The organism is Paenibacillus sp. J22P218, from assembly GCF_056269195.1.
Genome location: NZ_JBWDNL010000006.1, coordinates 399,786 through 422,723, shown reverse-complemented (window position 1 = coordinate 422,723; position 22,938 = coordinate 399,786). Strand labels below are relative to the sequence as shown.

Sequence of the window (22,938 nt, the reverse complement as noted above, 5' to 3'; positions counted from 1 at the left end):
GAAGTGAATAAGCATTAGCGCTCGCTAGTAAACTGGAGGCGCATGAGAATCGGGACTCTTCTCGATTGTTATGCGTCTTTTTTGCATTTTTAATCGAACAGGAGATGAAGGAAATGAGCACAACACCTATCACAACAGAGGATCAAACCATTGAGCAGGCATATAGCCCTGATGTAACGAAGAAGAGACAACCGGAATACCCGGTTCATCCACTATTCCTAAATCGTTGGTCTCCAAGATCATATGCAGACCGTCCCGTGAGCGAAGAGGTTCTACACACGATATTGGAAGCGGCCAGGTGGGCCCCATCTTCAAGCAATCAGCAGCCATGGCGGTTCTATGTGGCGAAGGAGCAAGCGGAGCATGAGGTGTTCCAGTCCTTCCTTAAGCCGAGAAATAAGCTATGGTCGGTTAACGCGCCGGTTCTTATTTTAGTCGCATCGCAAAATGTAAAGGAAAACGGAGATCCGAACGGCGCTCATGCGTTCGATACGGGCGCAGCTTGGGCGTCTATCGCGCTTCAAGCGAGGCTGCTTGGCCTCTCGACGCGTGCGATCGGCGGTTTCGATCAGGCAGCAGCCCGCGAATTGCTGCAGGTGCCTGCGAATATTTCGCTACACGCCGTTATAGCGCTAGGCTATCGTGGAGATTTGGACTCGCTGGATCCTTCATTCCACGAGCAGGAGAAGCCGAATACGCGCCGTCCTCTAGGTGAGAGCATTCTACCGATATTGGTGAGCGGCGAAGGCCAGTCTGAACAAGAATAGAAGTAGGCTATCGGCAACTTATATTCAGACTGGGGAGGAGGGACAACGATATGGGAGCCACAGAAGCTGCGGTAAAACTGGATGCGGACGTTCTGATCATCGGCGGAGGTCCTGCGGGAGCGTGGGCTGCATGGAGCGCGGCATCACATGGCGCACGCACGGTGTTAGTCGACAAAGGGTATTTAGGGACTAGCGGCGCTACCGCCCCGGGCGGAACGAACTTCTTGTATGTGCCCCCGAATCAGGAGAAGCGGGAGCAGGCGGTGGAGGATCGGCTTGAAGGCGGAGGCAATCTGTCGGAAGCGCCGTGGATCCACCGCTTAATGGAGCAAGCGTACCTGAATATCGAGCTGCTGGAGCAATGGGGGTATCGTTTTCCTCTTGATGGTAATGGAAATCTATTCAAAGCGCATCTGCAAGGGCCTGAATATATGCAAATTATGCGCAAGGTGGTCTTGAAGGCAGGCGTGCGGATATTGGATCAATGTCCCGCGCTGGAGCTGCTGACGGATGAGCATGGCGTAGGCGGAGCACGCGGCATCTCGCGCCTGGACGGTAAAGACTGGGAGGTCCGCGCGAACGCTGTCGTCATTGCGACTGGAGGCTGCGCATTTCTAAGCAAAGGCCTTGGGTGCAACGTACAGACAGGCGACGGGCTGTTGATGGCTGCCGAGCTCGGCGCGGATCTATCCGGCATGGAGTTCAGCAGACAGTATGCGACGACGGCAGCATTCGGCACCATAACTCGCAATCGGATGCTCGGGTGGGCGACCTTTTACGATGAAGAAGGTCAAGTGCTGCACGAAGGCGGGCCGCGCGAATCTGATTTTATGGCGAAGCAGTTGCTGAAGGGACCGGTATACGCCATCCTTAATCATGCGGATACCGAGGAGAAGCGCCGCATCTTAAGGCTCTCCACGCCTGTATGGTTTCTGCCCTTCGATCGCGCCGGTATCGATCCATTCACGCAGCGGTTCCCGCTAACGATGCGCTTTGAAGGAACGATTCGCGGGACAGGCGGGTTAAGGCTAATCGATTATGACTGTTCGACTACCGTTGCCGGACTGTTCGCGGCCGGCGATGCGGCTTCGCGCGAGAAGACTGCCGGCGCAAGGTCGGGCGGCGGCGCTTATAACGCTTCATGGGCCATCGCGTCGGGCACATGGTCAGGCAAAGGAGCGGCCGACTTTGCGCTCGCGCAAGGGAAAGATGCGAGAGTACGGCAATTGAGCCCTGCCGGAGCTTATGGTCTAGAGCGAAATGCGCAGTCCACCGAGTTGATTGATACGAGGGCAGTAGTTGAGCAAGTGCAGCGGGAAGTGTTCCCGCTGGACATTAACTACTTCAGAAGCGAGCCGGTGTTGGAAGCGTCGCTGAAGAGACTTCACTCGCTTTGGCCCGCTATTAAAGGGTCTGTACCGAATACGATTCAAGGAAGAGTGCGAGCGCGGGAGACGGCAGCAATGGTTGCTACTGCCCGCTGGATGTATACGGCTGCGCTCGCACGCAAGGAGACAAGAGGGATGCAAGGTTTTCGCGAATATCCGAATCTGAACCCAGCGCTTTCGCATCGTCTTCTGCTTTCGGGTATCGAGCATATTACGATACGTCCGGAACAAGTGCCTCCGCGCTCCTATGACATCGTTTCTCCAGTGGTAGTCGAGAAGGAGGCGGCAAGGCTGTGATTGAGCTCGTAAGTGCGGAGCGTTGCATATCATGCAATCTGTGCGTCAAAGTATGCCCGACGAATGTATTCGACAGCGGCGATGACGGTATTCCCGTCATTGCAAGGCAGGAAGATTGCCAGACCTGCTTCATGTGCGAGGCGTATTGTCCAGCCGATGCGCTGTTCGTTGCCCATCATGCCGATCTGCCGATTGAAGTGAATGAGCAGGAGCTTATTGACAAAGGACTGCTCGGCAGTTGGCGAGCAGCGATCGGATTTGGCTCCAACGGCAAAGTATCGATGGCTTCATATGATACGACGCCAATCTTGCGATCGATAAGACCGGCAAGAGCGGCCTCGGAGTAAGTTGGAAGCAAGGAGAGAGAGCCTTTATTTTACGTTCAGGAGGAATAGCTAATGGGGAAACCGTTTGAAGTGACAGACGAGTGGTTGAGACGGGTCAAAGCACAGGTGGACGGAACGGAGTATGGTTCGATTGTCATTACGGTGCATGACGGAAAAATCATACAAATCGAGCGTTCAGAGCGCAAACGTTACGACACGCCTCAAACCTCTCACTCCTCGCAATCCAGACGCCGCTAACGAACCAACCCATCAATAACAGAGCAAGGATGTTCCATGTCTTCGCAAGATCGAAGACTCCCCGGAACATCCTTGTTTAACGTTCATGCTTCACAATTTCCTTTCTCACACTCTCCCGTTAGCTCAGAAATATTACGGAAGCTTCGCTGTGTCCACTTCCTTGCTGCTTCTGTCTTCTAGCTATTGAAGTATTACAAAATAAGGCGCCTTTATTTCTTTTCTCACACTCTCCCCTTAGATCAGAAATGGTACGCAAGCTTCGCTGTCTCCTCTTCCTTGCTGCTTCTGTCTTCTAGATATTGGAGTAATACAAAACATGGTGCTTTTATTTCCTTTCTCGCACTCTCCCGTTAGATCAGAAATGGGACGCAAGTTTCGCTATGTCCTCTTCCTTAATGCTTCTCACTTCTGGATATTGATGTATTACAAATAAAAATGCTTTTATTTCCTTTCTCACACTCTCCCGTTAGATCAGGAGGAATGTGCTAAAGAGTGTAAAAGGTAGAAGAGCCTGAGTAGAGGGGAGAGTGCGCTAAAGGGTGTAAAAGGTAGAGGTCTGAGTAGAGGGGAGATGCGCTAAAGGGTGTAAAAGGTAGAGGTCTGAGTAGAGGGGAGAGTGCGCTAAAGGGTGTAAAAGGTAGAGGTCTGAGTAGAGGGGAGAGTGTGCGCTAAAGGGTGTAAAGGAAGAAGCCTGAGTAGAGGGGAGAGTGCGCTAAAGGGTTAAAAAGAGAGAGCGCTAGTCTGCGTTGAGAGGTGTGCAGAAGGAGGATATATCAGTCTGTGAGTTTCCCCTCGAAGACGGCGTGACTTCGAGGGGATTGGGTTAGCCGATGCTTCGGATGACTCTATCTTTGATGGAGCCGGGTACGGGCTCGTGGCTGATGTTTATCGTTTCGATTCCGGACAAGATGATGCGATGAAGCTGGCTAGGATCTTGTTCGGGATATTCCTTCAATGCATGCATGCCGCGCGACTCTTTGCGTTCGAGGGAGGCTGTGTGCATCCATCGTGCCGTTGCGGCCATCGCAGCGAGCTCACGCGAGCGGAGACGCTGTTGGATGGTAGATCCTGCATAGCGGGCTGAAGCTGATTGCCAAAGAGGTTGCAATCGTGCAAGCGATGCCTGTAGTCCAGGTACGCTGCGGAAGTAGTTGATGTTCAGCGATACTTCTTGCTGCAACGCCTTCACTAGCTCATTTTGCTCCGCTTGCGATAACGAGCGTGTACGCTCATTAACGGAGTCGCTGTCGTCGCTAGCTTGGCGGATTCCATAGCGACCGGCAGCGCGAAGGCTGCGCTGGTCTGCATCGTGCTCTTGGCGCAGCGCGTGAGCGGCAGCAGCCTCGCCCGACCATGTGCCGGAGCAAATCGCCCATGAAGCGTTGAAGGCGCCGCCACCGGACATGCCGCCCATTAATCGCTCGCGCGAAGCGGCATCGCCGGCCGCATAGAGCCCGGCCACGGTCGTGCTGCAATCTTCGCCGACGATGCGGATACCGCCCGTGCCCCGAACCGTTCCCTCGAACCTTAGCGTCAACGGGAACCGCTGCGTGAAAGGATCGATGCCGGAACGGTCATACGGCAGGAAGAAGACGGCGTGGGAGTGGCGCAAAATATTGCGCTTCTCTTCGGTGTCCGCTTTGTCGAGGACGGCGTATACTTTCTTGCCCTCGCTTATATATTTTTGCAGAATGCCGGCACGATTGCCGTCGCTGTTCAATATATTGCCTTCCTCGTCGGAATAAGTAGCCCAGCCGAGCAAGCGGCCGCGTGTGATGGTGCCGAAGGCGGCGCTTGGGGCGTAAGCGCGGCTGAATTCCATGCCCGACAAGTCAGCGCCAAGTTCGGCGGCCATGAGCAGACCGTCTCCGGTGAGCACGTTGCAGCCGAGACCCTTGCTAAGGAAGGCGCAGCCGCCGGTCGCGATGACGACGGCGTTCGCTCGTACCTCCCACTCTTTGCCGTCTAGGCGCGAGATGCCCCGCGCCCCGCCGACACCGTGCTCATCGGTTAGCAGCTCTAGCGCCGGCGACTGGTCAAGCACCTTCACGCCTGCCTTCAGTACGACCTTCCGCATCAGATTCATATATTCCAGTCCTTGCAGATGACCTCGCATCGGGGTGCCGTTCTCGTCGCGGACAAACGGGTAACCCCACTTCTCGATCCGCTCCAGATTGATATAGACCTGATCGAGCACCCGATACGTCCAGGACGGCTCCGATAGGAAGCCGCCCCCCTTCAAGCGGTGCTCGACCGCTTGATCGCGCAGCGCCTGATCCGGCGGCAAGTAAAGCAGATTCGTCCCGCCGGGCGCCGTCGCGCCGCTCGTCCCGAGGTAACCCTTGTCGGCGAGCACGACCTTCGCCCCCTTCGAGGCGGCGCTCCACGCCGCCCAAGCCCCTGCAGGACCGCCGCCGATGACGAGCACATCGGCCGTTAGTTGCTTCGTAACGTTCGAGCTCATCCTTATCGCCTCCTGCTGTTATTTAGTCTTTTTAACCGTTTCGAGCTCCTTCAGAATGAGATCTTCCGCTGTTCTTGCAGCCGTATTGATATCGACTCCGCGCAGCGCAATATCCTCAATCGCTTTGTTCAGATGCTGGGAAACGTAGTTCTCGTTAGGATCAAGATGAAGAACCGAAGGCTGGGTTGTGAAAATATTAGCGATCTTCTTATCCTTCAGCACCTCGATGTCCGCACCGAATTCCTTCTCCAGCTCCGGCGCAACAATAGCTGGCACGCGGCCGTTGCGTGCAACGATGCGCTGCACTTCGTCGGACAGAATATAATCAAGCACCTGGAAGGCAACATCCTTATGCTTGCTGACGCTGGAAATGACGAGCGAGTGAACGTTCGCTTCCTTGTTCACGCCGAGATTATCGCTGAAGTTCGGAATCGGCGCGATGTCCCAGTTAAGCGGTTTGCCTTGTGCGCGAAGCTCCTCGAGCGGTCCGATTAGATTCGCCAGCAGCGTCGGGCGCATCGCTACGTTCTGGTCGACGAGGAACGCATCGCGGTCGTACGTATATTTGTCTCCTTGGACGAAACCCGGAATGTCATAGTTTTGTTTCAAAATCCGGAATACGTTCTGCCATTGCTCCGATTGTAGCGCAGGCAATCCCGTCTTCGGATCAAGAGCGGCGATACCATAGCTGCGCTGCAGCGAGGCTGGGCCGTTCTGTACGTCAATGCCAATATAATTAACGCCGTTGTCCGAACGTGTCAGCTTCGTTCCGATTTCAAGCGCTTGCTCCCAAGTTAATTGCTCGTCGCCAGGATAAGGCACTCCGAACTTATCGAAAATATCTTTGTTATAGAACAGAGCGGCGACATTGGATGAGAACGGCAGCGTGAAGATTTCGCCTTGCTTAGAGAAGTTGATGATCGTATCCAGAAGCACCGGTTTTAGGCGCTTCGTGTCGAAATTATTTTTCTCGATGTAAGGTGTTAAGTCCTCCATGACGCCAAGATCCTGGAAAGCGTGATAGGAGCCGCTCGTCAAGTAAACGATGTCGGGAACGTCGCTTGAAGTGAGCACCTCAGCAGGCGTAACGCCTTCCGCAGGTTTGACGAGCTTGAGCGTAATATGAGGGAATTTCTTCTTCACCGGCTCCTCGAAGAAGATTTTGAACTCCGTATCGGTAAGCGTGCCTCCGCCTACGTAGAACGATAGAGTTACGGGTTCGGCAGCGGCAGGAGCTTCTTCCTTAGGTTTATCGGTCTGGACAGCAGCGGCATCAGCGGGCTTATTCGACGCCTGTCCCTCTGTAGTTCCGCTCTTCGCGGAGCATCCGGTTACAAGCAATATTGCAGCTAAAGAAATGACAGTCAGCAAACGCAGTTTCATATGGCATATAGCCCCTCTCTAATAGATCGTTTCATCTCTCAAGTTTAATTGTATTAATTCGGTCTGGCAGGTCGCGGAGGCAAAATCCGATTGATAAATTCCGTCGTATCGACGGATGCGAGCTTCGTTCTCCCGGGCCCCCAGCCAATCGTTGCGCGCCAACTGCCAAGCAAACCGGATGCTATAAGCTGCTCCTCATCGACTGCTTCTTGCACATCAGCCTGAGGCGATACATATAGCGCATCTACTGGACAATGCGCCTCGCATACGAAGCAGGTCTGGCAATCTTCCTGCCGTGCAATATAAGGCAAGCCGTTATCGTCCTCATCGAATACGTTCGTTGGGCATACCTTCACACAGAGCCCGCATTGGATGCAGCGCTCGGCGCTAACCAGCTCTATCATGTTGTCATCACCTCCCTTAGTAACACAAAAAAACGGAGAAGCACAAGGATCGTGTTTCTCCGTTAGAACGGTCGATTATGAAACTAAACATTATTAATCATAGTTGTTTAGTTGGAATTTATGACAACAATCGTAGCATCCCGAGTTTTGGAAGGTCAAGCATAATTTTTGTGGTTGACAATTCGTTTGCCAAGAAACTATATTTAATCCCACAAGAGAACTTGGTATTACCAAATGGCATACGGTTTCGACCGTTCGGACGGAGATGTGCTTCCTAGCAGGAAGTATGCCTCCGTCTTTTTTTGTTTGTATTTGGCCAAAAGGAGAGTGTTGAGAAATGGGTAAAAGTAAGATTGCAAAATGGTTAATGCCTATCCTAATCGTGATGGTTGTTATAGGGGGAACGGCTTGCGCGCAAGGGACGCAGAAAACGCCGACGCCGGCCGCTACGGATAAACCGACCCAAGAGCCTGTCGAGTTGCTTGTATTCAAGTGGGGCGGAGTGACGCTTACTGCAACGGAGGTCGATAAGTATTTTAATGAGCCGATCGCAAAAAAGTTTCCCCATATCAAGGTGAAGCTGATCGACGTGCCGGAGGGCGATCCAATCGAACCGCTGCTTACGCAAGGCATTATCCCGGACATTATTTTCGGCGGCTCGTACACCGCAATTGAGGAGGCTGGTCTAGCCGAAGAACTCGCCCCGTACAAGAAAAAATTCGGGTACGATGACAAGAAGATCAAGCCGAGCGTGAACGAATCGATCGAGCTGAAGAGCGGCGGCAATCAGGTGCCTTTCTCGGTTAATCTGCCCGTTATCTACTACAACAAAGATATTTTTGATAAATTCAGCGTGCCGTATCCGACAGAGGTGCAGAGCTGGGATCAAATTCTTGATACGGCAAAGCAATTGACAAGAGCGGACGCTGGAGTTAACTATATCGGCATTGATTTGCAGCCGACGAGACTGGCTAGCGGACTATCGCTCGATATTATCGATCCTGCTACGAATAGGGCGGCAGTCACTTCGCCCGAATGGGTGAAGGTATTCGAGACACTCAAGAAGCTATACAGCATTCCTGGGTTTATCGGCACAGACGATAAGTACAAATACGCGGATAAGGACGATGTGTTCTACAACGATCAGAACTTGGCGCTATATTCGCACAATCTAGCTCAGCTTGTAGGTCCGCTTGAGGAGCTGCGCAAGCAGGGGATTACGCTCAACTGGGACTTCGCGCCGCATCCGAATTTCGAGGACGCGCTTGGCACAAGCATCGAGATCAACGTTCATACGTTAACGCTGTCGAAAGCGAGCAAGCATAAGGATGAAGCCTATCAGGTGATTGAATATATGCTGTCGGAAGAAGTGCAGCGGATCATAACTCGCAACGGCCGCGTGTCAGTGCTCGATCTGCCGGAGCTGGAGAAGGAATACGGCGCGGATATCGAGGTGCTGAAGGGCAAGACGATCGAGAATATTTTCAAAACCGAGCCGCGCCAAATTCATAAGCCGAACATTTATGAGAGCAAGATCACCAAATATATTAACGATGCTGCTAAAGAGGTGGCCATAGGAGGCGTCGACATTAACACGGCGCTCCGAACGGCGAAGGAGAAAATCGACAAAGACTTGGAGACGCTGGAAACAACGAAGTCTTAATAAAAAGCACGATAGCGATGATTAAAACCATACTTGACAGGTAGGGATAATGTGTTATTATCGGATTAGCACAGCCTACCGGTCAACCGGAGACACTTTCCTACCAAAGGAGTGTCTCCTTTTTTTATTTTATTTCATAACAGAAGGGATGAACGTATTCATGGCTTTTACGTTACAAATTGGCGAGCAGGCGCCGGATTTCAACTTGCTGGCTACAGATGGCAAGCATTACAGCTTAGCGGATTTCGCAGCTTCAAAAGCGTTGGTCGTGTTCTTCACGGCTAATCATTGTCCGTTCGTTAAGGGCTCGGATGAAGTGACTCGCGCAACAGTGGAGAAGTTCGCGCCGCAGGGCGTATCATTCGTCGGCATTAGTTCCAATAGCGTTACCGCATATCCGGATGACTCTTACGAGAAAATGGTAGAGCGAATTGCGGAGCATGGCTTCCCTTGGACTTACGTATACGATGAGAAGCAAGAGGCTGCACTTGCCTACGGTGCGCTTAGAACGCCGCACTTCTACGTGTTCGATCAAGAGCGCAAGCTGATCTACACCGGCCGCGCTGTCGACTCGCCGAAGGATGCGGACAAAATTACGTCCTATGATTTGGAAAACGCGCTTAACGATTACTTGGCAGGCCGCGAGGTAGCGGTGCCGCTCACTAATCCGATTGGCTGCAATGTGAAGTGGGAAGGCAAAGACAAGCGTTGGATGCCGGAAGAAGCATGTGATCTCGTATTAAACTAAGGCTAGTGAACAGCAGCATGTGAGGACATCCGCTACTGACGCGAACAATGCCTCGGTAGCGGATTTTTTTCGCAAAAAAAAGGCTTTGACACGATTCGTGCAGGATGCTATTATAAGCCTAATTTAAAACCGACTAATACAATATGAATTATTGGTAATGTGAGTCGACCGTATAAACGGAGACGCGCTTCGAAACGAAGTGCGTCTTCTTTTTATTTGTCCACAAACATCGAAAATGAAAAATGGGGGTTTTGGGAATGAAAAAATTTGTTGTTCTTCTTATCAGTATAATGGTTGTCGTGACGTCGCTGACGGCATGCGCTTCGGGCAGCGGCAATAAGCCGGCAGCGACTGACGGCGGTGATCAAAGCTCTAGTACAAATAAGGAAACAGAGAAAACCGAGGAAGTCAGCACGGAGCCGATTACGCTGAAGGTGCTTCGCGCGGGCATTACCGTAACGGAAACGGAGTTTCAGAAGTTTCTCGTAGAACCGACGAAGAAGAAATATCCAAACATTACGCTTGAATGGGTAGATGCGCCAGAGGATGTAGAGCTCGAGCCGCTCATTACAGCGGGCACTGTGCCAGATATTATTTTCGCATCGACATCGGCAGTTTCAACGACTTACAAGGATCTGGATCTGGTCGAGAATCTGAAGCCATACGTAGACAAAAACGGAGTCGATCTAAGCCGCCTGAAGCCAGCTGTTCTAGATGCGATCACCAAATATTCGCCGGAAAACGAGCTGTCGGTCATTCCGTTCTCGATCAACGTGCCGGTATTGTTCTACAACAAAGATATTTTCGATAAGTTCGGCGTTTCATATCCGAAAGACGATCAATCGACCTGGGATGAGCTTATCGAGCTTGGCAAGCAAGTGACGAGAAACGATAACGGCGTGAACTATATCGGCATTGACTTGTTCGGTCCTACCAACATCAATACAGGACTTGATCTGAACATCGTCGATCCGGCGACGGGCAAGGCAGACGTGACAACGGACGGTTGGAAAAAGGTGTTCGAGACGTTAAAGAAAAGCTACGAGGTGCCAAATTATATCGGCGAAGACGGCCGATTCGAATATGCGAACGACGACGATATTTTCTTCAACGAACAAAATCTAGCGATGCTTCCTTATAATATTGCGCATTTGCTAGGCCCGCTCGAGGAGCTTCGCCAGCAAGGCACGGAGCTGAACTGGGACTTCGCGCCATTCCCGAACTTCACCGAAAATCTCGGAACGGGCAAAGCGATCAACGTTCACTCGTTGTTCGTGACGAAGTCGAGCAAGCACAAGGAAGAGGCGTTCAACGTTATCGCGAACGTACTGTCCGATGAATCGCAGGAAATACTGTCCCGCGGCGGACGCGTTCCGACTGTAGAGAACGAAGCTTGGGAGAAAGTGTATGGCGCGGATATTCCGGTATTAGCAGGCAAAAAGGTCGAGAACATCTTCAAGGCTGAGCCGCGCAGCATCGTACGCCCTCATAAGTTCGAGAGCAAAGTGCGCAAATTCATCAACGAAGCGGCGAAAAATGTTGCCGTAGGCGGTCAGGACGTCAATACGGCGCTGCGAACGGCGCAAGAGGCAATCGAGAAAGAACTCGAAACGCTTAGCAAAACGCAATAACAAACGATAGTAAGGAAGGGGCGTCTCCTTAATTGCGGATGTCCCCTTCGTTTTTTTGAAATATAGGGGGTGGGCTTATGGCAGGTATTCGCATTGAGCATCTGTACAAAAGATACGGCAAGGATAAGCAAACGGTCGTGAACGATTTTCACCTCGATATTAAGGATAAGGAGTTTCTCGTCTTCGTTGGCCCGTCAGGCTGCGGCAAATCAACAACGCTGCGCATGATCGCCGGACTTGAAGATATCACGGAGGGCGAGATTTACATAGGCGACCAGCTCGTTAATGACTTGCCGCCGAAGGATCGCGATATTGCGATGGTTTTCCAAAATTACGCGCTTTACCCGAACATGACCGTTTTTGAAAATATCGCATTCGGTCTTCGCCTACGTAAGCTGCCGCGCCATGAGATCGAGCAGTCGGTGAAACGCGCGGCGCGCGTGCTGGAGATTGAAGCGTATTTGAACCGCAAGCCGAAGGAGCTGTCTGGCGGACAACGGCAGCGCGTTGCGCTGGGCCGCGCTATCGTGCGAGATCCGCAAGTATTTCTCATGGATGAGCCGCTGTCCAATCTGGACGCGAAGCTGCGCGTGCAGATGAGGATGGAAATCATTAAGCTGCATAAGACGCTCGAAACGACGTTTATTTACGTTACGCATGATCAGATCGAAGCGATGACGATGGCGGATCGGATCGTCGTCATGAAAGACGGCGTTATCCAGCAGATCGATACGCCGGAGACGGTATATACGACCCCGAATAACACATTTGTGGCAAGCTTCATCGGCTCGCCGCAAATTAATCTCATAGAAGGCAAAGTCGTGGAGGATATTCCGGGCAGCGGCAGGCTTAAGTATGAAACATCGCGTTTCTCGCTGCCGATTCCCCAAGAAGCGGCGCGCGTACTCGTTCACCACAATAAGGTGAACAAGCGCGTCACGCTTGGCATTAGGCCGGAAAACATCGGACTTGAGGGCTTGTTCTCGGACGCGATTATTACCGGCGTATACAAAGTGAGCGAGCTCATGGGGGCGGACCGCTTCCTCCATCTCGACATCGGGCAGGATAAGCTGCTCGTCGTGCGGGTGAACGCTTATTACCATTGCGAGGAAAACGAAAAAATTCGCATCGTTCCCGATATGTCGAAGGCGCTGTTCTTCGATGCGGACAGCGGCGTGCGTTTTCAGATCTAATTAAGGCGGGAAGGAGTGTGCTGCCTGATGCTGCGCGCCATCATTCATTCTAAGACGTTCAAGCTGCTATTTCCGATAGGGGCGGCAGCCGTACTACTAGTGTTTTTCGTTGCATGGACGTCCAGCGCGACCGCGACGGTCGATGCCGGTCCTTTCAAGCTTAGCAGCTTTGATTCCGGCTTCGTAGAGTGGGAGGATACGTCGCTCGCCGCAGCCGATCTTGAGCCCTATTATGAGAAAGTGCTCAAGGGGCTGGAAGAACAGGGCGTGAAGCCTGCCGATAAGGAGATTGTCATCGAGGCGGCCGCTCCTTCCGGACAGTCGGATAGCTCGGTCATTCGTACGGGCGATTACGAAGGCAAAAGCAATGTGTTGATCTGGGAGTCAACCGACACGAATTGGGTGGAATATACGTTCAATGTGGAGCAGGATGGCATATACACGATATTCGCCGATTACCATCCTCTGCTCGGCAAAGGGTATACACGCCCGGTCATATGGGATGTGACGATCGACGGCTCGCGGCCATTCCGCGAAGCGTCTTCGATTACTTTATACCGTCAGTTCAAGGATAAAGGATTGCCGCAGGTTAACGACGACGGGGATCAGATTCGTCCAACTTCGGTGGACATCTCGACGTGGTCGAGCATGCCGTTCATCGATTCTGGTGCCAACTACGCCGGGCCGTTGAAATGGCATTTCACGAAAGGCAAGCATACGCTGCGCTTCGAAGGGTATGAACCGGTTGCGCTGAATACGATATCGCTGGTTCCGCCGGAGACGCTGCCTAGTTACGAGGAAGTAGCGGCGGCTTTTCCGTCAAACGAACCTGTTGCTGCTCAGGGAATTACGCTGCAGGCGGAGCAGATGACGAGCAAAAACGACGCTTCCGTACAAATGATGTCGGACCGTGACAGGCGTACGAAACCGTTGGCGAAAGGACGTATTACGTACAATACGGTCGGCGGCGTGAGCTGGGACTGGCCGAACCAAGAGGTGGCGTGGACATTCGAAGCGCCCGAGACGGGGCTGTACAAAATCGCGCTGCGGACGCTGCAAAACCGCTTCTCGCAGAAGGCGTCGTTCCGTACGATACGAATCGACGGGAAAGTGCCATTCGATGCTTTTCTAACCTATCGATTCCCGTATGCGGCCTCGTGGAAGGGTACGGTGCTATCAGGTGACGATGGCGAGCCGTATGAGCTGTACTTGGAGAAAGGGACGCATACGCTGTCGCTTGCTCTAACCCATTCGACGGTAAGTCCGATTGTTAGAGGGATCGAGAACTTAAGCGCATTGCTGCGCACGGTTGATCAAGATTTGAAGTCGCTCACCGGCGGTCAATTGGACCGTAATCGGACGTGGAAGATCGATCGCGACTTGCCGGATTTGAAGGAGCGGCTGGAAGTCGCAGCCGGGAATCTCGACGTGCTTGCTGACGAAATGGCCGAAGTGAACGGGCGCAAGGACAGCGCGAGCGAAGGCTTCCGATCGTCCGCCTCCGATATTCGTTCCTTGTTGGAGACGCCTGACGATATTCCCTACCATATCGATGAGATTACTTCGATTGATGAGAAAATCAACAATTTCGTCGTCAATTTGTATAAGCAGCCGCTCTTGCTCGATGAGATCTATATCGTCCCTGCGGAGAAGTCTTTCCCCGATATGACGGCATCCGTTGTGGATAAAGGCGTTGGCCTGCTGGCGAACTTCGCTTATTCATTCAACTCCCGCGAGAGCTTAAGCGATATGGATGACAAGGAGCTTAACGTCTGGGTGCAGCGGGGCAGGGACTACGTGACGCAGCTTCAAGAGCTGACCGACGAGCTGTTCACGCCGGCAACCGGCATCAAGGTGAAGGTTAATCTGCTGCCGAACGCACAGCTGCTCGTCATGTCCAATGCGGCAGGCTTGCAGCCCGATGTGGCGCTGGGATTGTCGCAGGATTTGCCTGTCGATTACGCGATTCGGGGCAGCGTGTACGATCTTAGCAAGTTCCCGGACTTCAATGAAGTGTACGAACGATTCAGTCCAGGTTCTTGGCAGGCGCTTTATTACGATAAGGGCTACTATGCGGTACCGGAGACGCAGTCGTTCCAAGTGCTCTACTATCGCAAAGATATTATGCGGGAGCTTGGCCTCGACATTCCGCAGACATGGCAGGATGTCTATGACATGTTGCCGACGCTGCAGCAGAACTTCATGAACTTTTATGTGAATCCGCAAATGTTCCTGCCGTTCATCTATCAGAACGGCGTCGAATTCTTCCAGCCGAACGGCTTCACGACGGCGCTTGATTCGCCCGAAGGGTTCAAGGCGTTCAAACAATGGACCGATCTGTTCAATACGTATGCGCTGGAGAAACAGGTGCCGAGCTTCTATCAGCACTTCCGGACAGGGACGATGCCGATCGGCATCGCGGATTACAACATGTATGTTCAGCTGGCCGCGGCAGCGCCCGAGCTTAACGGACGCTGGGGCATCGCGCTTATTCCGGGCATGCCGGAGCAGGACGGGACGATCAGCCGCTGGGCGGCTGGCGACCAGACAACGGGCGTCATTTTCGAAGCTTCCAATAAAAAAGATGAAGCGTGGCAATTCATGAAATGGTGGATCAGCACCGAGACGCAAGAGCGTTACGGCTCCGACCTCGAATCGATCAACGGCGTTTCGTTCCGTTGGAATACGTCGAACGTGGAAGCGTTCGTGAGACTGCCGTGGAAGACCGAGGATGCGAATGTCATCCTGGAGCAGTGGAAGTGGTACAAGGAAAAGCCGAACCCGCCGGGAGGCTACTTCATGGGCAGGGAACTTAACAATGCATGGCTTCGCGCGGTTATCGACGGAATGAACTACCGGGCGTCGCTCGAGACGGCCATTCTGGACATTAATCGCGAGCTGCGCCGCAAGCAGCAGGAATTCGGATTTATCGACGAAACGGGCAAGCCGCTGAAGACGCTGGACTTCCCGCACATCGATAAGCCGTGGGAAGGAGTGAACGAATATGTCAGGTAAAGGAACCGGCGCCAGCGTCGCGGTTGTTCCGCAGTCGACTGCAGCTTCGCCCGAGCTTGAGAATACTCGGGCTGAGGCAAGTATAGAGATAGCGCATGATGCTGGAGTAACTGCCTTGCCATCGCCAGCATCACCGGCGCAAGCGCCTCATGTTGACGCTGCGCAAGCGAAGGCGTTCGCCGCGCTTGAAGCGGCCCAGCAGCGCAGGAACAGAGGCAGGTTCGCGCGGCTGCTAGCAGAAATATGGTCGTTCCGCCTCAGCTACCTATTCGTTGCTCCATTCATGCTCTGCTTCGCCGCTTTCATACTTGTACCTGTAGGAGCTGCCATCGTTCTTAGCTTCACCTACTTTAACGCTATCGGCCGCCCGCGTTTCATAGGGTGGCAGAACTTTCAATACTTGATTTCGCAAGACTTGCTGTTCCTCAAGTATGCGCTGCCGAACACGTTCAAGTTCGCCATTATCGTCGGGCCTGGCGGTTATATCGCCGCTTTCCTGCTCGCTTGGCTCATCTCGCAGCTTCCGGGCAAGCTTCGCAAATGGTTCGCGCTTGCGATGTATACCCCTTCGCTCACGATCGGTATTGCCATGTCGATCGTTTGGCTTCCAATGCTGACGGGCGATCGGATCGGGTATCTCAACAGCGTATTGCTGCGGCTCGGCCTAATCGATGTGCCGAAGCTGTGGGTGACCGATCCGTCTTATCTGATGAATTCGATGATCGTCGTTACGTTATGGTCTAGCATGGGCGTCGGATTCCTCGCGATGCTGGCCGGCATTCTCAATGTAAACCGCGACTATTACGAGGCGGCCAAGATCGACGGCATGAAGAGCAGGCTGCAAGAAATCTGGTATATTACGATCCCTTCGATGAAGCCGCAAATGCTGTTCGGCGCCGTCATGGCGATCGTAACGACCTTCAAGACGGGCGCAATCGGCGTTGAGCTGTCCGGCGTCAATCCGACACCGGGTTACGCCGGGCATCTCATTATTAACCATATCGACGACTTCGGCTTCATCCGCTTCGAGATGGGGTATGCGGCGGCGATATCGGTATTTCTGCTTCTGCTTATGTATGCTTCCAATAAACTGAGCTGGAGCTTGTTCGGCTCGAAGGGAGATGAGTAATGGTGCAACGACTTCTTGGGCTGCGATGGAGAGGCTCGAGGCTGCAGGCGATGGACGGCTTTCAGAAGCTGCTGACGCTTCTTATGATCGCGCTGTCCGTATTCATGCTGCTGCCGATCGTCTACATTTTCAACCATGCATTCAAGCCGTACCATGAGCTGTTCGTCTACCCGCCGACCTTCTTCGTGCGAGAGCCCAGCTTCCAAAATATTAACGAGCTGCTGTCGGTAACATCCAGATCGACCGTTCCGATGATCCGCTACTTGTTCAATAGCGTCTTCATATCGGGGCTGGCAGTCGTCTTCGTGACAGGCGTGAGCGCGTTATGCGCCTTCCCGATCTCGAAGCATAAGTTCCCAGGGGCGAAGCTCGCGTTCTCGACGATTCTGCTAACGCTTATGTTCGCGCCGGAAGTGATCCAAATTCCACGCTATTTGGTCGTCAGCAATCTCGGCATTATGAACACGTATTTCGGACATTTGCTGCCGATGCTGGCGATGCCGATCGGGGTGTTTCTGCTGAAGCAGTTCATCGATCAAATTCCGGATGCTCTGCTGGAGGCGGCAAGAATCGACGGAGCGAACGAGTTCTATGTATTCATCCGGATCGTCATTCCGGTCTGTATGCCGGCTATTGCGACGGTAGCCATTCTTGCGTTCCAGAACTCTTGGGGCAATGTCGAGACGTCTTCGCTGTTCATGCTTGACGATGAGATGAAGAGCTTCGCCTTCTTCCTGTCGACGCTGACGAACAACCTCGCGGGCAATGTGGCGATGCAGGGCGCAGCGGCCGTTGCTTCGCTCATAATGTTCGTTCCGAACTTGATTGTTTTTATTATTTTGCAGGGCAAAGTGATTGCTACGATGGCGCATTCCGGCATCAAGTGATGCAGATACGAGAAAGAGAGAGAAAGGAGGGGGGCGAATGCCTAAGCGGCTGACGTTACGCCTGATGCTGTTGTTCGTTGCGGCTCTAGCCGCGCTTGCAACCATCCACCCGGAATCGGTATCCGCGGATGTGCCATACCAAACCTATTACAAGGACAATTACAATCAACTGTTCAAAATGCAAGCGGCGTACACGCCGGCTGGCGCGCTCGGCAAAGATCTGTTCATTCCGGATCCGGCGAATCCGGGCCAAACGGTATACTCCCCGCTGAATCAGCCGCAGGATCTGTATATCGATAGCCGCGATCATATTTATATCGCGGATACGGGCAATAACCGCATCGTGCATCTCGATGCGGAAGGGCGGCTTGCCGGGCTGCTGACATTGGAGGGAAGCCCGTTCAATCGGCCGCAGGGCGTGTTCGTCGACACGAACGGCGATATCTACGTCGCGGACACGGGCAACCAGCGTGTCGTTCGATTGAATGGCGAAGGGGAGCTGCTTGCCGAGTTCGGCAGGCCGGAATCGAAGCTCATTCCCGAAGCGTTCAAATACGATCCGATCAAGCTGGTCGTCGACAAGCGCGGCTTCATGTACATCGCTACGCTTGGTGGTTACCAGGGCTTGCTGCAGCTTGATCCGCAAGGCGAGTTCCAAAGCTTCTTCGGCGCTAACAAAACCGGCTTCTCCTTTTCGGATTCGATCAAGCGGCTGCTCTATACCCGCGAGATGTACGAGCGGGAGATTAGCAAGCTGCCGGGCTCGATCGCGAGCGTCGACAAGGACGAGAACGGCTTCGTGTACACGGTGACGAAGGAAGTCCGCACGAAGCAATTGAAGAAGCTCAATATCGCGGGGCTTGACCAGCTCGCGGGCAAGGGCGAGTTCGCCGATACGATGACGGACGGCAGCTTCGGCGAATATACTCACCGGGCCGGACGCACCGGCTACCCTCAGCTTAACGATCTGACCGTCGACGGGAACGGGAACATGACGGTCGTCGATTCGAAGCTTAATATCGTGAGCCAATATGACGGCAACGGCAATTTGCTGTTCTTCTGGGGCGGAGCGGTAGGCGATACGACGACGAAGCTTGGCATCGTGAAGATTCCGGCGGCCATCGAGACGAATTCGGCGAACGACCTGTTCATTCTGGATAGCGAGAACAATATCGTGCAGAAGTATCGCTTGTCCGAATTCGGCGCGCTCGTACATAAGGCTAATCAGTTGACACAGGATGGCCGTTACGAAGAGAGCGAGCCGCTATGGTTGGAGGTTAATCGGTTGAACGCTTATTATGCGCCAGCCGTGCTTGGCCTCGCCAAAGCCGCTTATAAGAAAGGCGAATACGAACGGGCGCAGGCGCTATTCAAGCAAGCGGGCTGGGCGCAGGGCTATTCGGATTCATTCTGGCAAAATCGGCTGCTGTGGTTTCAATCCAATTTCGGGCTGCTCATGAACGTAGTGATCGGGGCTTTGCTTATCTTCTTCGCCGCGAGGTTCACGGCTAGAAGACTTGGCTTCGGCGGAGCGAAGCGCAAGGCTGCGCGAAGTGAACAAAAGCAAGCTTCGAGGCCGCTCCTTCGCCAGCTTGGTCATGCCTTCTATGTACTTAAGCATCCGATTGACGGATTCCATTCGATTCGTTACGAGCAGAAGGGCGGCTTGCTTAGCAGCACGATTCTATTCGTTCTGGCGCTAGTGTCATATGCCATCATGAGGGCGGCAATAAGCTTTATTTTCAACCCATCTATTATTGTAGAAGTTCAAATCGTCACGATTCTTATCCAATTCGTTGTCGTATGGCTGAGCTTCGTGATCGCTAATTATTTGATCAGCTCGTTGTACCACGGGGAAGGCCGCTTCCGCGATGTGCTGTACGGCAGCGCGTACGCGCTATTCCCGTTCATCCTGCTCGGCATACCGATTACGCTTATCTCGAACGTAATGACGCTAAGCGAGCAGTCGATCTTCACGTTTCTCGAGTACGGCCTCTACGTGTGGGTCGCGCTGCTCTTCTTCTGGATGGTGCAAGGCATTCAGAATTACAGCGTCGGCGAGACGCTCATTAATTTGCTGCTGTCGATCATTACGATGGCGATCTGCGCGGTTCTTGTATTTATCGTATTCAGCTTAACGTCGGAGCTCTTCAATTTCATTTACTCGGTGTATCAGGAGGTGACCATCCGATGAAACGCAAAACGATAGTGAAGCTTTCGGCGGCCATAGTTACGGTGCTGCTGCTGATCGGATGGGGCCTGCTGCTGCAGCGTGATGCCGATCAGCAGGCTGTGCCGGCGGATGAAGGGAATGGCGCCGTGAACAACAATAACGGCGCGGGCGGGGCTAGCGGCGGTTCGCCGGTCGAAGCGGCGCTTCCTGTAGAAGCCGCATTCGTGAAAGCGGCGGAATCAGAACGCTTCGTGTTGTGGGCGGACGCCGTAACGGCTCATTTTAAGATCGAAAGCAAGGAAACGGGAAAAGTGTGGCGCTCCTATCCGAATCCGGAATACTGGGAGCTGGAGAAGACTACCGGTACTTGGAAGAGCAGCTTCCTATCGCCGGTTATGCTCGAATACATCGATGCTTCCAATTCAAAGTCGCAATCGAAGCTGACGAACTGGATGGAAGAGAAGGGCGTACTCGAAAACTATGAGTCGACGGGCGACGGCTTCAAGGCGACGTTTTATTTTCCGGGCACGAAGTTCACCATTCCCGTAGAAGTAGCCTTGAACGGCGATCATGTGGAAACGAAGGTCATCGATGAAGGCATTGCCGAAGGAAACTTAAGCTTGCTTAATCTGAAGCTGTATCCGCTCTTCGGGGCAGAGCCGTCGCACGGCCAGGAAGGTTATATGCTCGTACCCGACGGTTCGGGCGCATTGATTAAGTTCGATGAAAATCGCAGCAACGACAAATCGATTTACCGTGAAAATGTGTATGGCGCCGATCTATCGTTTTATAACGAGCAGACCGGCAGGCAGGAAGTGAAGATGCCGGTCTTCGGCTTGAAGTCGGGCGACCAATCGTTTCTTGCCGTTATGACGGATGGCGAGGAGTATGCGAAGCTGTTCGCCGCTCCTGCCGGAGCACTCGGCATTTCCAACTGGATTACGCCGGAGTGGCAGTATCGGATCAAGTTTTTCCAAAGCACGAATAAACAGGGGGATCAAGGGTTTTATACGTACAGCAAAGACCGCTTCGTAGCAGGGCAGCGTACGACCCGTTATTATCCGATTGACGGCCCGAAGGCGGACTATGCCGCAATGGCCGAACGTTATCGGAGTTATTTAATAGAAGAGAACGGGCTTGCGCGCCTGGAGCAGGCGAAAGAGAACATTCCGCTGTACGTCGATATTATCGGCGCGGATCTGAAGCAAGGGCTTTTATGGGATGATTATATCGAAGGCACGACGACGAAGCAGGCGGAGACGATGGTGAAGGAGCTGCGCGAAGCGGGCATCGCGAACTTGTCCGTTCTGTATGCCGGCTGGCAGCGCTGGGGCTATAGCTCATACGGCGGTTTGTTCCCGGTCGATAAGCGGCTTGGCGGCAACAGCGGCATGAAGGCGTTCATAGACGCCGCTCATAAGCTGGATGTGTCGGTATTCTTGTCCGCGAATTATTCGCTGAACAGCAGCGGCCGCGGCGGATTCTGGAAGCTGAATGACGGCTTGCGCAATTTGGCCGGCACTCTGCAGGAACAGTACGGAGGCCGTAACAACGATGACAAGGTTACGTTGACGAGTCCGTTGTACGGCATTCGCGAGGCGGAAGGAGACCTCGCGGCGTACAAGTCGCTTGGCGCCGATGGCCTGCTGTTGGAGGGCGGAATCGGAAGCGCGCTGAATACCGACTTCAACAATCGGCATAAGGCGAGCCGATCCGAGGTGCTGGAAGGGCAGCAGAAGCTGCTCGAGAAAGCCGATCAAGAGCTTGGCTCGATAGGCGTTGCGAATGGCAGCTTCTACTCGCTCGCGAATGTGGATCATATTCACCGAATTGCGGATGACTACTCCTACGATATTTTCGTCGATGAGGCTATACCGTTCGAGCAGATCGTCCTGCATGGTCTCGTTACGTACTCCTCGGACTGGGCAAATCTCAGTGACGAGTACAATGCCGATTTTCTGCGCAGCGTCGAGTATGGCGCTTACCCGTCTTACGTGTTCACGGCGGCGGAATCGGGCAAGTTCAAGCGCGCGTACTCGATCTGGTATTACAGCATGAGCTATCGCGACTGGAAGCAGTCGGCTGCCGAGCAGTATAAGCGGCTGAACGAAGCGCTCGGGGACGTGCAGGACCAATATATCGTGGGTCATCGGACGCTCGCCGAAGGCGTGAAGGAAACGATTTACGAGAATGGCAAGACGATTATCGTTAACTACAACGAGAAGCCGTACACGATTGCAGGCGGCAGCGTGACCGTGCCCGCACAGGACTTCATCGTGACGACGGGAGGTGGCGCATAGATGAGCAAGAGACGCAAACCGAATTCAGCCATGCTTCGCAAAATCGAAGGCTCCATCTTTATCGCTCCATGGGTATTCGGCTTCCTTGCGTTTGTCGCATTCCCGCTTGGCTATTCGTTCTATATGAGCTTCCATCAAGTGCGCATTACCGTAACGGGCGTTCAGACGACGCCGGTAGGCTTCCAATACTACCGCGAAATTCTGTTCGCGGACGGCGGCTTGCTCTACGACGATCTGTTCCCGTTCCTGCGAGAGGCGCTCGTTATGATTCCAATCATTATCGTCTTCTCGCTGCTGATCGCGATTTTGTTGAACTTGAAGTTTTACGGGAGAACGGCGTTCCGGGTTATTTTTTTCCTGCCGGTCATCTTCTCTTCCGGTCAGATCATTACCGAGTTCATTTCGCAGGGCGAGGGCGAACTGTCGATCATTCAGAACTTGCGCATCGATACGTTCCTTGCCGAGTATATTCCAGCGTCCTGGGCCGGACCGATCCAAAACGTTATCGGCTCGTTCGTGCTCGTGCTCTGGTATTCCGGCGTACAAATTCTAATCTTCCTGGCAGGGCGTCAGACGATCTCCGCTTCCGTATACGAGGCGGCGCGCATCGACGGCGCTGACCCGTGGAGCACCTTCTGGAAAATCACATTGCCGGGGCTCGCGCCGTTTATTTTCCTGAACGTGATCTACACGATCGTCGATCTGTTCACCTTCCCTTCGAATCCGATCATCGGCAAAGTGACGACGGAGAACTACGGCGTTTCAAGCGCGCTGGCATGGGTGTACTTTATGATTGTGCTGCTCTTCATCGGCATCGCGCTGTTCTTATACGGAAGAGTCAATAAGTCGATGACGGCGAGGCGGTAACGGGGAAAGCGGAATTAAGTGTGCGAGTGCGCAACAGTAACCGAA

Annotated in this window: 17 protein-coding genes; 14 read left to right on the top strand and 3 right to left on the bottom strand. The window is 53.3% G+C overall.

What is annotated here, in order from left to right; translation table 11 throughout:
- The first annotated feature begins 113 nt into the window (after positions 1–113).
- The 4 genes from AC0YN0_RS25485 to AC0YN0_RS25470 are packed head-to-tail and all read left to right on the top strand — an operon-like array spanning position 114 to position 3,036.
- Complete coding sequence (locus tag AC0YN0_RS25485) at positions 114–767, top strand: nitroreductase family protein (RefSeq protein ID WP_475823765.1); 654 nt, start codon at positions 114–116, stop codon at positions 765–767.
- A 50-nt stretch (positions 768–817) separates the two neighbouring features.
- Complete coding sequence (locus AC0YN0_RS25480; protein WP_475823764.1) at positions 818–2,452, top strand: FAD-dependent oxidoreductase; 1,635 nt, start codon at positions 818–820, stop codon at positions 2,450–2,452.
- Positions 2,449–2,799: a 4Fe-4S binding protein gene (locus AC0YN0_RS25475; RefSeq protein WP_475823763.1), complete on the top strand. Its 351-nt coding sequence runs from the start codon at positions 2,449–2,451 to the stop codon at positions 2,797–2,799. Before AC0YN0_RS25480 ends, AC0YN0_RS25475 begins: the two co-directional genes overlap by 4 nt.
- A gap of 51 nt (positions 2,800–2,850) precedes the next feature.
- On the top strand, positions 2,851–3,036 hold the full coding sequence (locus AC0YN0_RS25470; RefSeq protein WP_337098354.1) for a YezD family protein: 186 nt from the start codon (positions 2,851–2,853) through the stop codon (positions 3,034–3,036).
- A gap of 823 nt (positions 3,037–3,859) precedes the next feature.
- Here AC0YN0_RS25470 and AC0YN0_RS25465 read toward each other — a convergent pair.
- Genes AC0YN0_RS25465 through AC0YN0_RS25455 form a run of 3 tightly spaced genes read right to left on the bottom strand, consistent with a single transcriptional unit; the run spans position 3,860 to position 7,287 of the window.
- Positions 3,860–5,500, bottom strand: a complete 1,641-nt coding sequence (locus AC0YN0_RS25465) for an FAD-dependent oxidoreductase (protein ID WP_475823762.1) — start codon at positions 5,498–5,500, stop codon at positions 3,860–3,862.
- A gap of 18 nt (positions 5,501–5,518) precedes the next feature.
- Positions 5,519–6,883 (bottom strand): ABC transporter substrate-binding protein, encoded by a 1,365-nt coding sequence (locus AC0YN0_RS25460; RefSeq protein ID WP_475823761.1) that lies wholly within the window; start codon positions 6,881–6,883, stop codon positions 5,519–5,521.
- A 53-nt stretch (positions 6,884–6,936) separates the two neighbouring features.
- On the bottom strand, positions 6,937–7,287 hold the full coding sequence (locus tag AC0YN0_RS25455) for a ferredoxin family protein (protein WP_337098351.1): 351 nt from the start codon (positions 7,285–7,287) through the stop codon (positions 6,937–6,939).
- A gap of 337 nt (positions 7,288–7,624) precedes the next feature.
- Here AC0YN0_RS25455 and AC0YN0_RS25450 point away from each other — a divergent pair, with 337 nt between their 5' ends.
- The 10 genes from AC0YN0_RS25450 to AC0YN0_RS25405 all read left to right on the top strand — a co-directional run bounded on the left by AC0YN0_RS25450 (position 7,625) and on the right by AC0YN0_RS25405 (position 22,893).
- Positions 7,625–8,950, top strand: coding sequence for an ABC transporter substrate-binding protein (locus AC0YN0_RS25450; protein ID WP_475823760.1), 1,326 nt, complete (start codon positions 7,625–7,627; stop codon positions 8,948–8,950).
- A 160-nt stretch (positions 8,951–9,110) separates the two neighbouring features.
- A complete protein-coding gene (locus AC0YN0_RS25445; protein WP_475823759.1) occupies positions 9,111–9,698 on the top strand; it encodes a thioredoxin family protein in 588 nt (195 codons plus the stop codon).
- A gap of 257 nt (positions 9,699–9,955) precedes the next feature.
- Positions 9,956–11,329, top strand: coding sequence for an ABC transporter substrate-binding protein (locus AC0YN0_RS25440; RefSeq protein ID WP_442048322.1), 1,374 nt, complete (start codon positions 9,956–9,958; stop codon positions 11,327–11,329).
- 77 nt (positions 11,330–11,406) lie between these two features.
- Positions 11,407–12,522: an ABC transporter ATP-binding protein gene (locus AC0YN0_RS25435; RefSeq protein ID WP_442048321.1), complete on the top strand. Its 1,116-nt coding sequence runs from the start codon at positions 11,407–11,409 to the stop codon at positions 12,520–12,522.
- 27 nt (positions 12,523–12,549) lie between these two features.
- Positions 12,550–15,537 carry an extracellular solute-binding protein gene (locus AC0YN0_RS25430; protein WP_475823758.1) on the top strand — a complete coding sequence of 996 codons (2,988 nt, stop codon included), beginning with the start codon at positions 12,550–12,552 and terminating at the stop codon, positions 15,535–15,537.
- A complete protein-coding gene (locus tag AC0YN0_RS25425; protein WP_475823757.1) occupies positions 15,527–16,666 on the top strand; it encodes a carbohydrate ABC transporter permease in 1,140 nt (379 codons plus the stop codon). Before AC0YN0_RS25430 ends, AC0YN0_RS25425 begins: the two co-directional genes overlap by 11 nt.
- On the top strand, positions 16,666–17,553 hold the full coding sequence (locus AC0YN0_RS25420; RefSeq protein ID WP_442048318.1) for a carbohydrate ABC transporter permease: 888 nt from the start codon (positions 16,666–16,668) through the stop codon (positions 17,551–17,553). Before AC0YN0_RS25425 ends, AC0YN0_RS25420 begins: the two co-directional genes overlap by 1 nt.
- A 37-nt stretch (positions 17,554–17,590) precedes the next feature.
- Positions 17,591–19,747, top strand: a complete 2,157-nt coding sequence (locus AC0YN0_RS25415) for a YIP1 family protein (RefSeq protein WP_475823756.1) — start codon at positions 17,591–17,593, stop codon at positions 19,745–19,747.
- Positions 19,744–22,026 carry a DUF5696 domain-containing protein gene (locus AC0YN0_RS25410; protein WP_475823755.1) on the top strand — a complete coding sequence of 761 codons (2,283 nt, stop codon included), beginning with the start codon at positions 19,744–19,746 and terminating at the stop codon, positions 22,024–22,026. Before AC0YN0_RS25415 ends, AC0YN0_RS25410 begins: the two co-directional genes overlap by 4 nt.
- Entirely contained in the window at positions 22,027–22,893 is an 867-nt protein-coding gene (locus AC0YN0_RS25405; RefSeq protein ID WP_337098341.1) for a carbohydrate ABC transporter permease, read from the top strand. It abuts the gene before it with no gap.
- Positions 22,894–22,938: the final 45 nt, after the last annotated feature.

What these genes read in the sequence shown, in the direction of transcription:
- AC0YN0_RS25455 (WP_337098351.1), bottom strand. Translation starts at nt 7,287, where the DNA reads ATGATAGAGCTGGTTAGCGCCGAGCGCTGCATCCAATGCGGGCTCTGT.
- AC0YN0_RS25445 (WP_475823759.1), top strand. Translation starts at nt 9,111, where the DNA reads ATGGCTTTTACGTTACAAATTGGCGAGCAGGCGCCGGATTTCAACTTG.
- AC0YN0_RS25485 (WP_475823765.1), top strand. Translation starts at nt 114, where the DNA reads ATGAGCACAACACCTATCACAACAGAGGATCAAACCATTGAGCAGGCA.
- AC0YN0_RS25405 (WP_337098341.1), top strand. Translation starts at nt 22,027, where the DNA reads ATGAGCAAGAGACGCAAACCGAATTCAGCCATGCTTCGCAAAATCGAA.
- AC0YN0_RS25420 (WP_442048318.1), top strand. Translation starts at nt 16,666, where the DNA reads ATGGTGCAACGACTTCTTGGGCTGCGATGGAGAGGCTCGAGGCTGCAG.
- AC0YN0_RS25410 (WP_475823755.1), top strand. Translation starts at nt 19,744, where the DNA reads ATGAAACGCAAAACGATAGTGAAGCTTTCGGCGGCCATAGTTACGGTG.
- AC0YN0_RS25470 (WP_337098354.1), top strand. Translation starts at nt 2,851, where the DNA reads ATGGGGAAACCGTTTGAAGTGACAGACGAGTGGTTGAGACGGGTCAAA.
- AC0YN0_RS25435 (WP_442048321.1), top strand. Translation starts at nt 11,407, where the DNA reads ATGGCAGGTATTCGCATTGAGCATCTGTACAAAAGATACGGCAAGGAT.
- AC0YN0_RS25430 (WP_475823758.1), top strand. Translation starts at nt 12,550, where the DNA reads ATGCTGCGCGCCATCATTCATTCTAAGACGTTCAAGCTGCTATTTCCG.
- AC0YN0_RS25465 (WP_475823762.1), bottom strand. Translation starts at nt 5,500, where the DNA reads ATGAGCTCGAACGTTACGAAGCAACTAACGGCCGATGTGCTCGTCATC.
- AC0YN0_RS25480 (WP_475823764.1), top strand. Translation starts at nt 818, where the DNA reads ATGGGAGCCACAGAAGCTGCGGTAAAACTGGATGCGGACGTTCTGATC.
- AC0YN0_RS25440 (WP_442048322.1), top strand. Translation starts at nt 9,956, where the DNA reads ATGAAAAAATTTGTTGTTCTTCTTATCAGTATAATGGTTGTCGTGACG.
- AC0YN0_RS25460 (WP_475823761.1), bottom strand. Translation starts at nt 6,883, where the DNA reads ATGAAACTGCGTTTGCTGACTGTCATTTCTTTAGCTGCAATATTGCTT.
- AC0YN0_RS25450 (WP_475823760.1), top strand. Translation starts at nt 7,625, where the DNA reads ATGGGTAAAAGTAAGATTGCAAAATGGTTAATGCCTATCCTAATCGTG.
- AC0YN0_RS25415 (WP_475823756.1), top strand. Translation starts at nt 17,591, where the DNA reads ATGCCTAAGCGGCTGACGTTACGCCTGATGCTGTTGTTCGTTGCGGCT.
- AC0YN0_RS25425 (WP_475823757.1), top strand. Translation starts at nt 15,527, where the DNA reads ATGTCAGGTAAAGGAACCGGCGCCAGCGTCGCGGTTGTTCCGCAGTCG.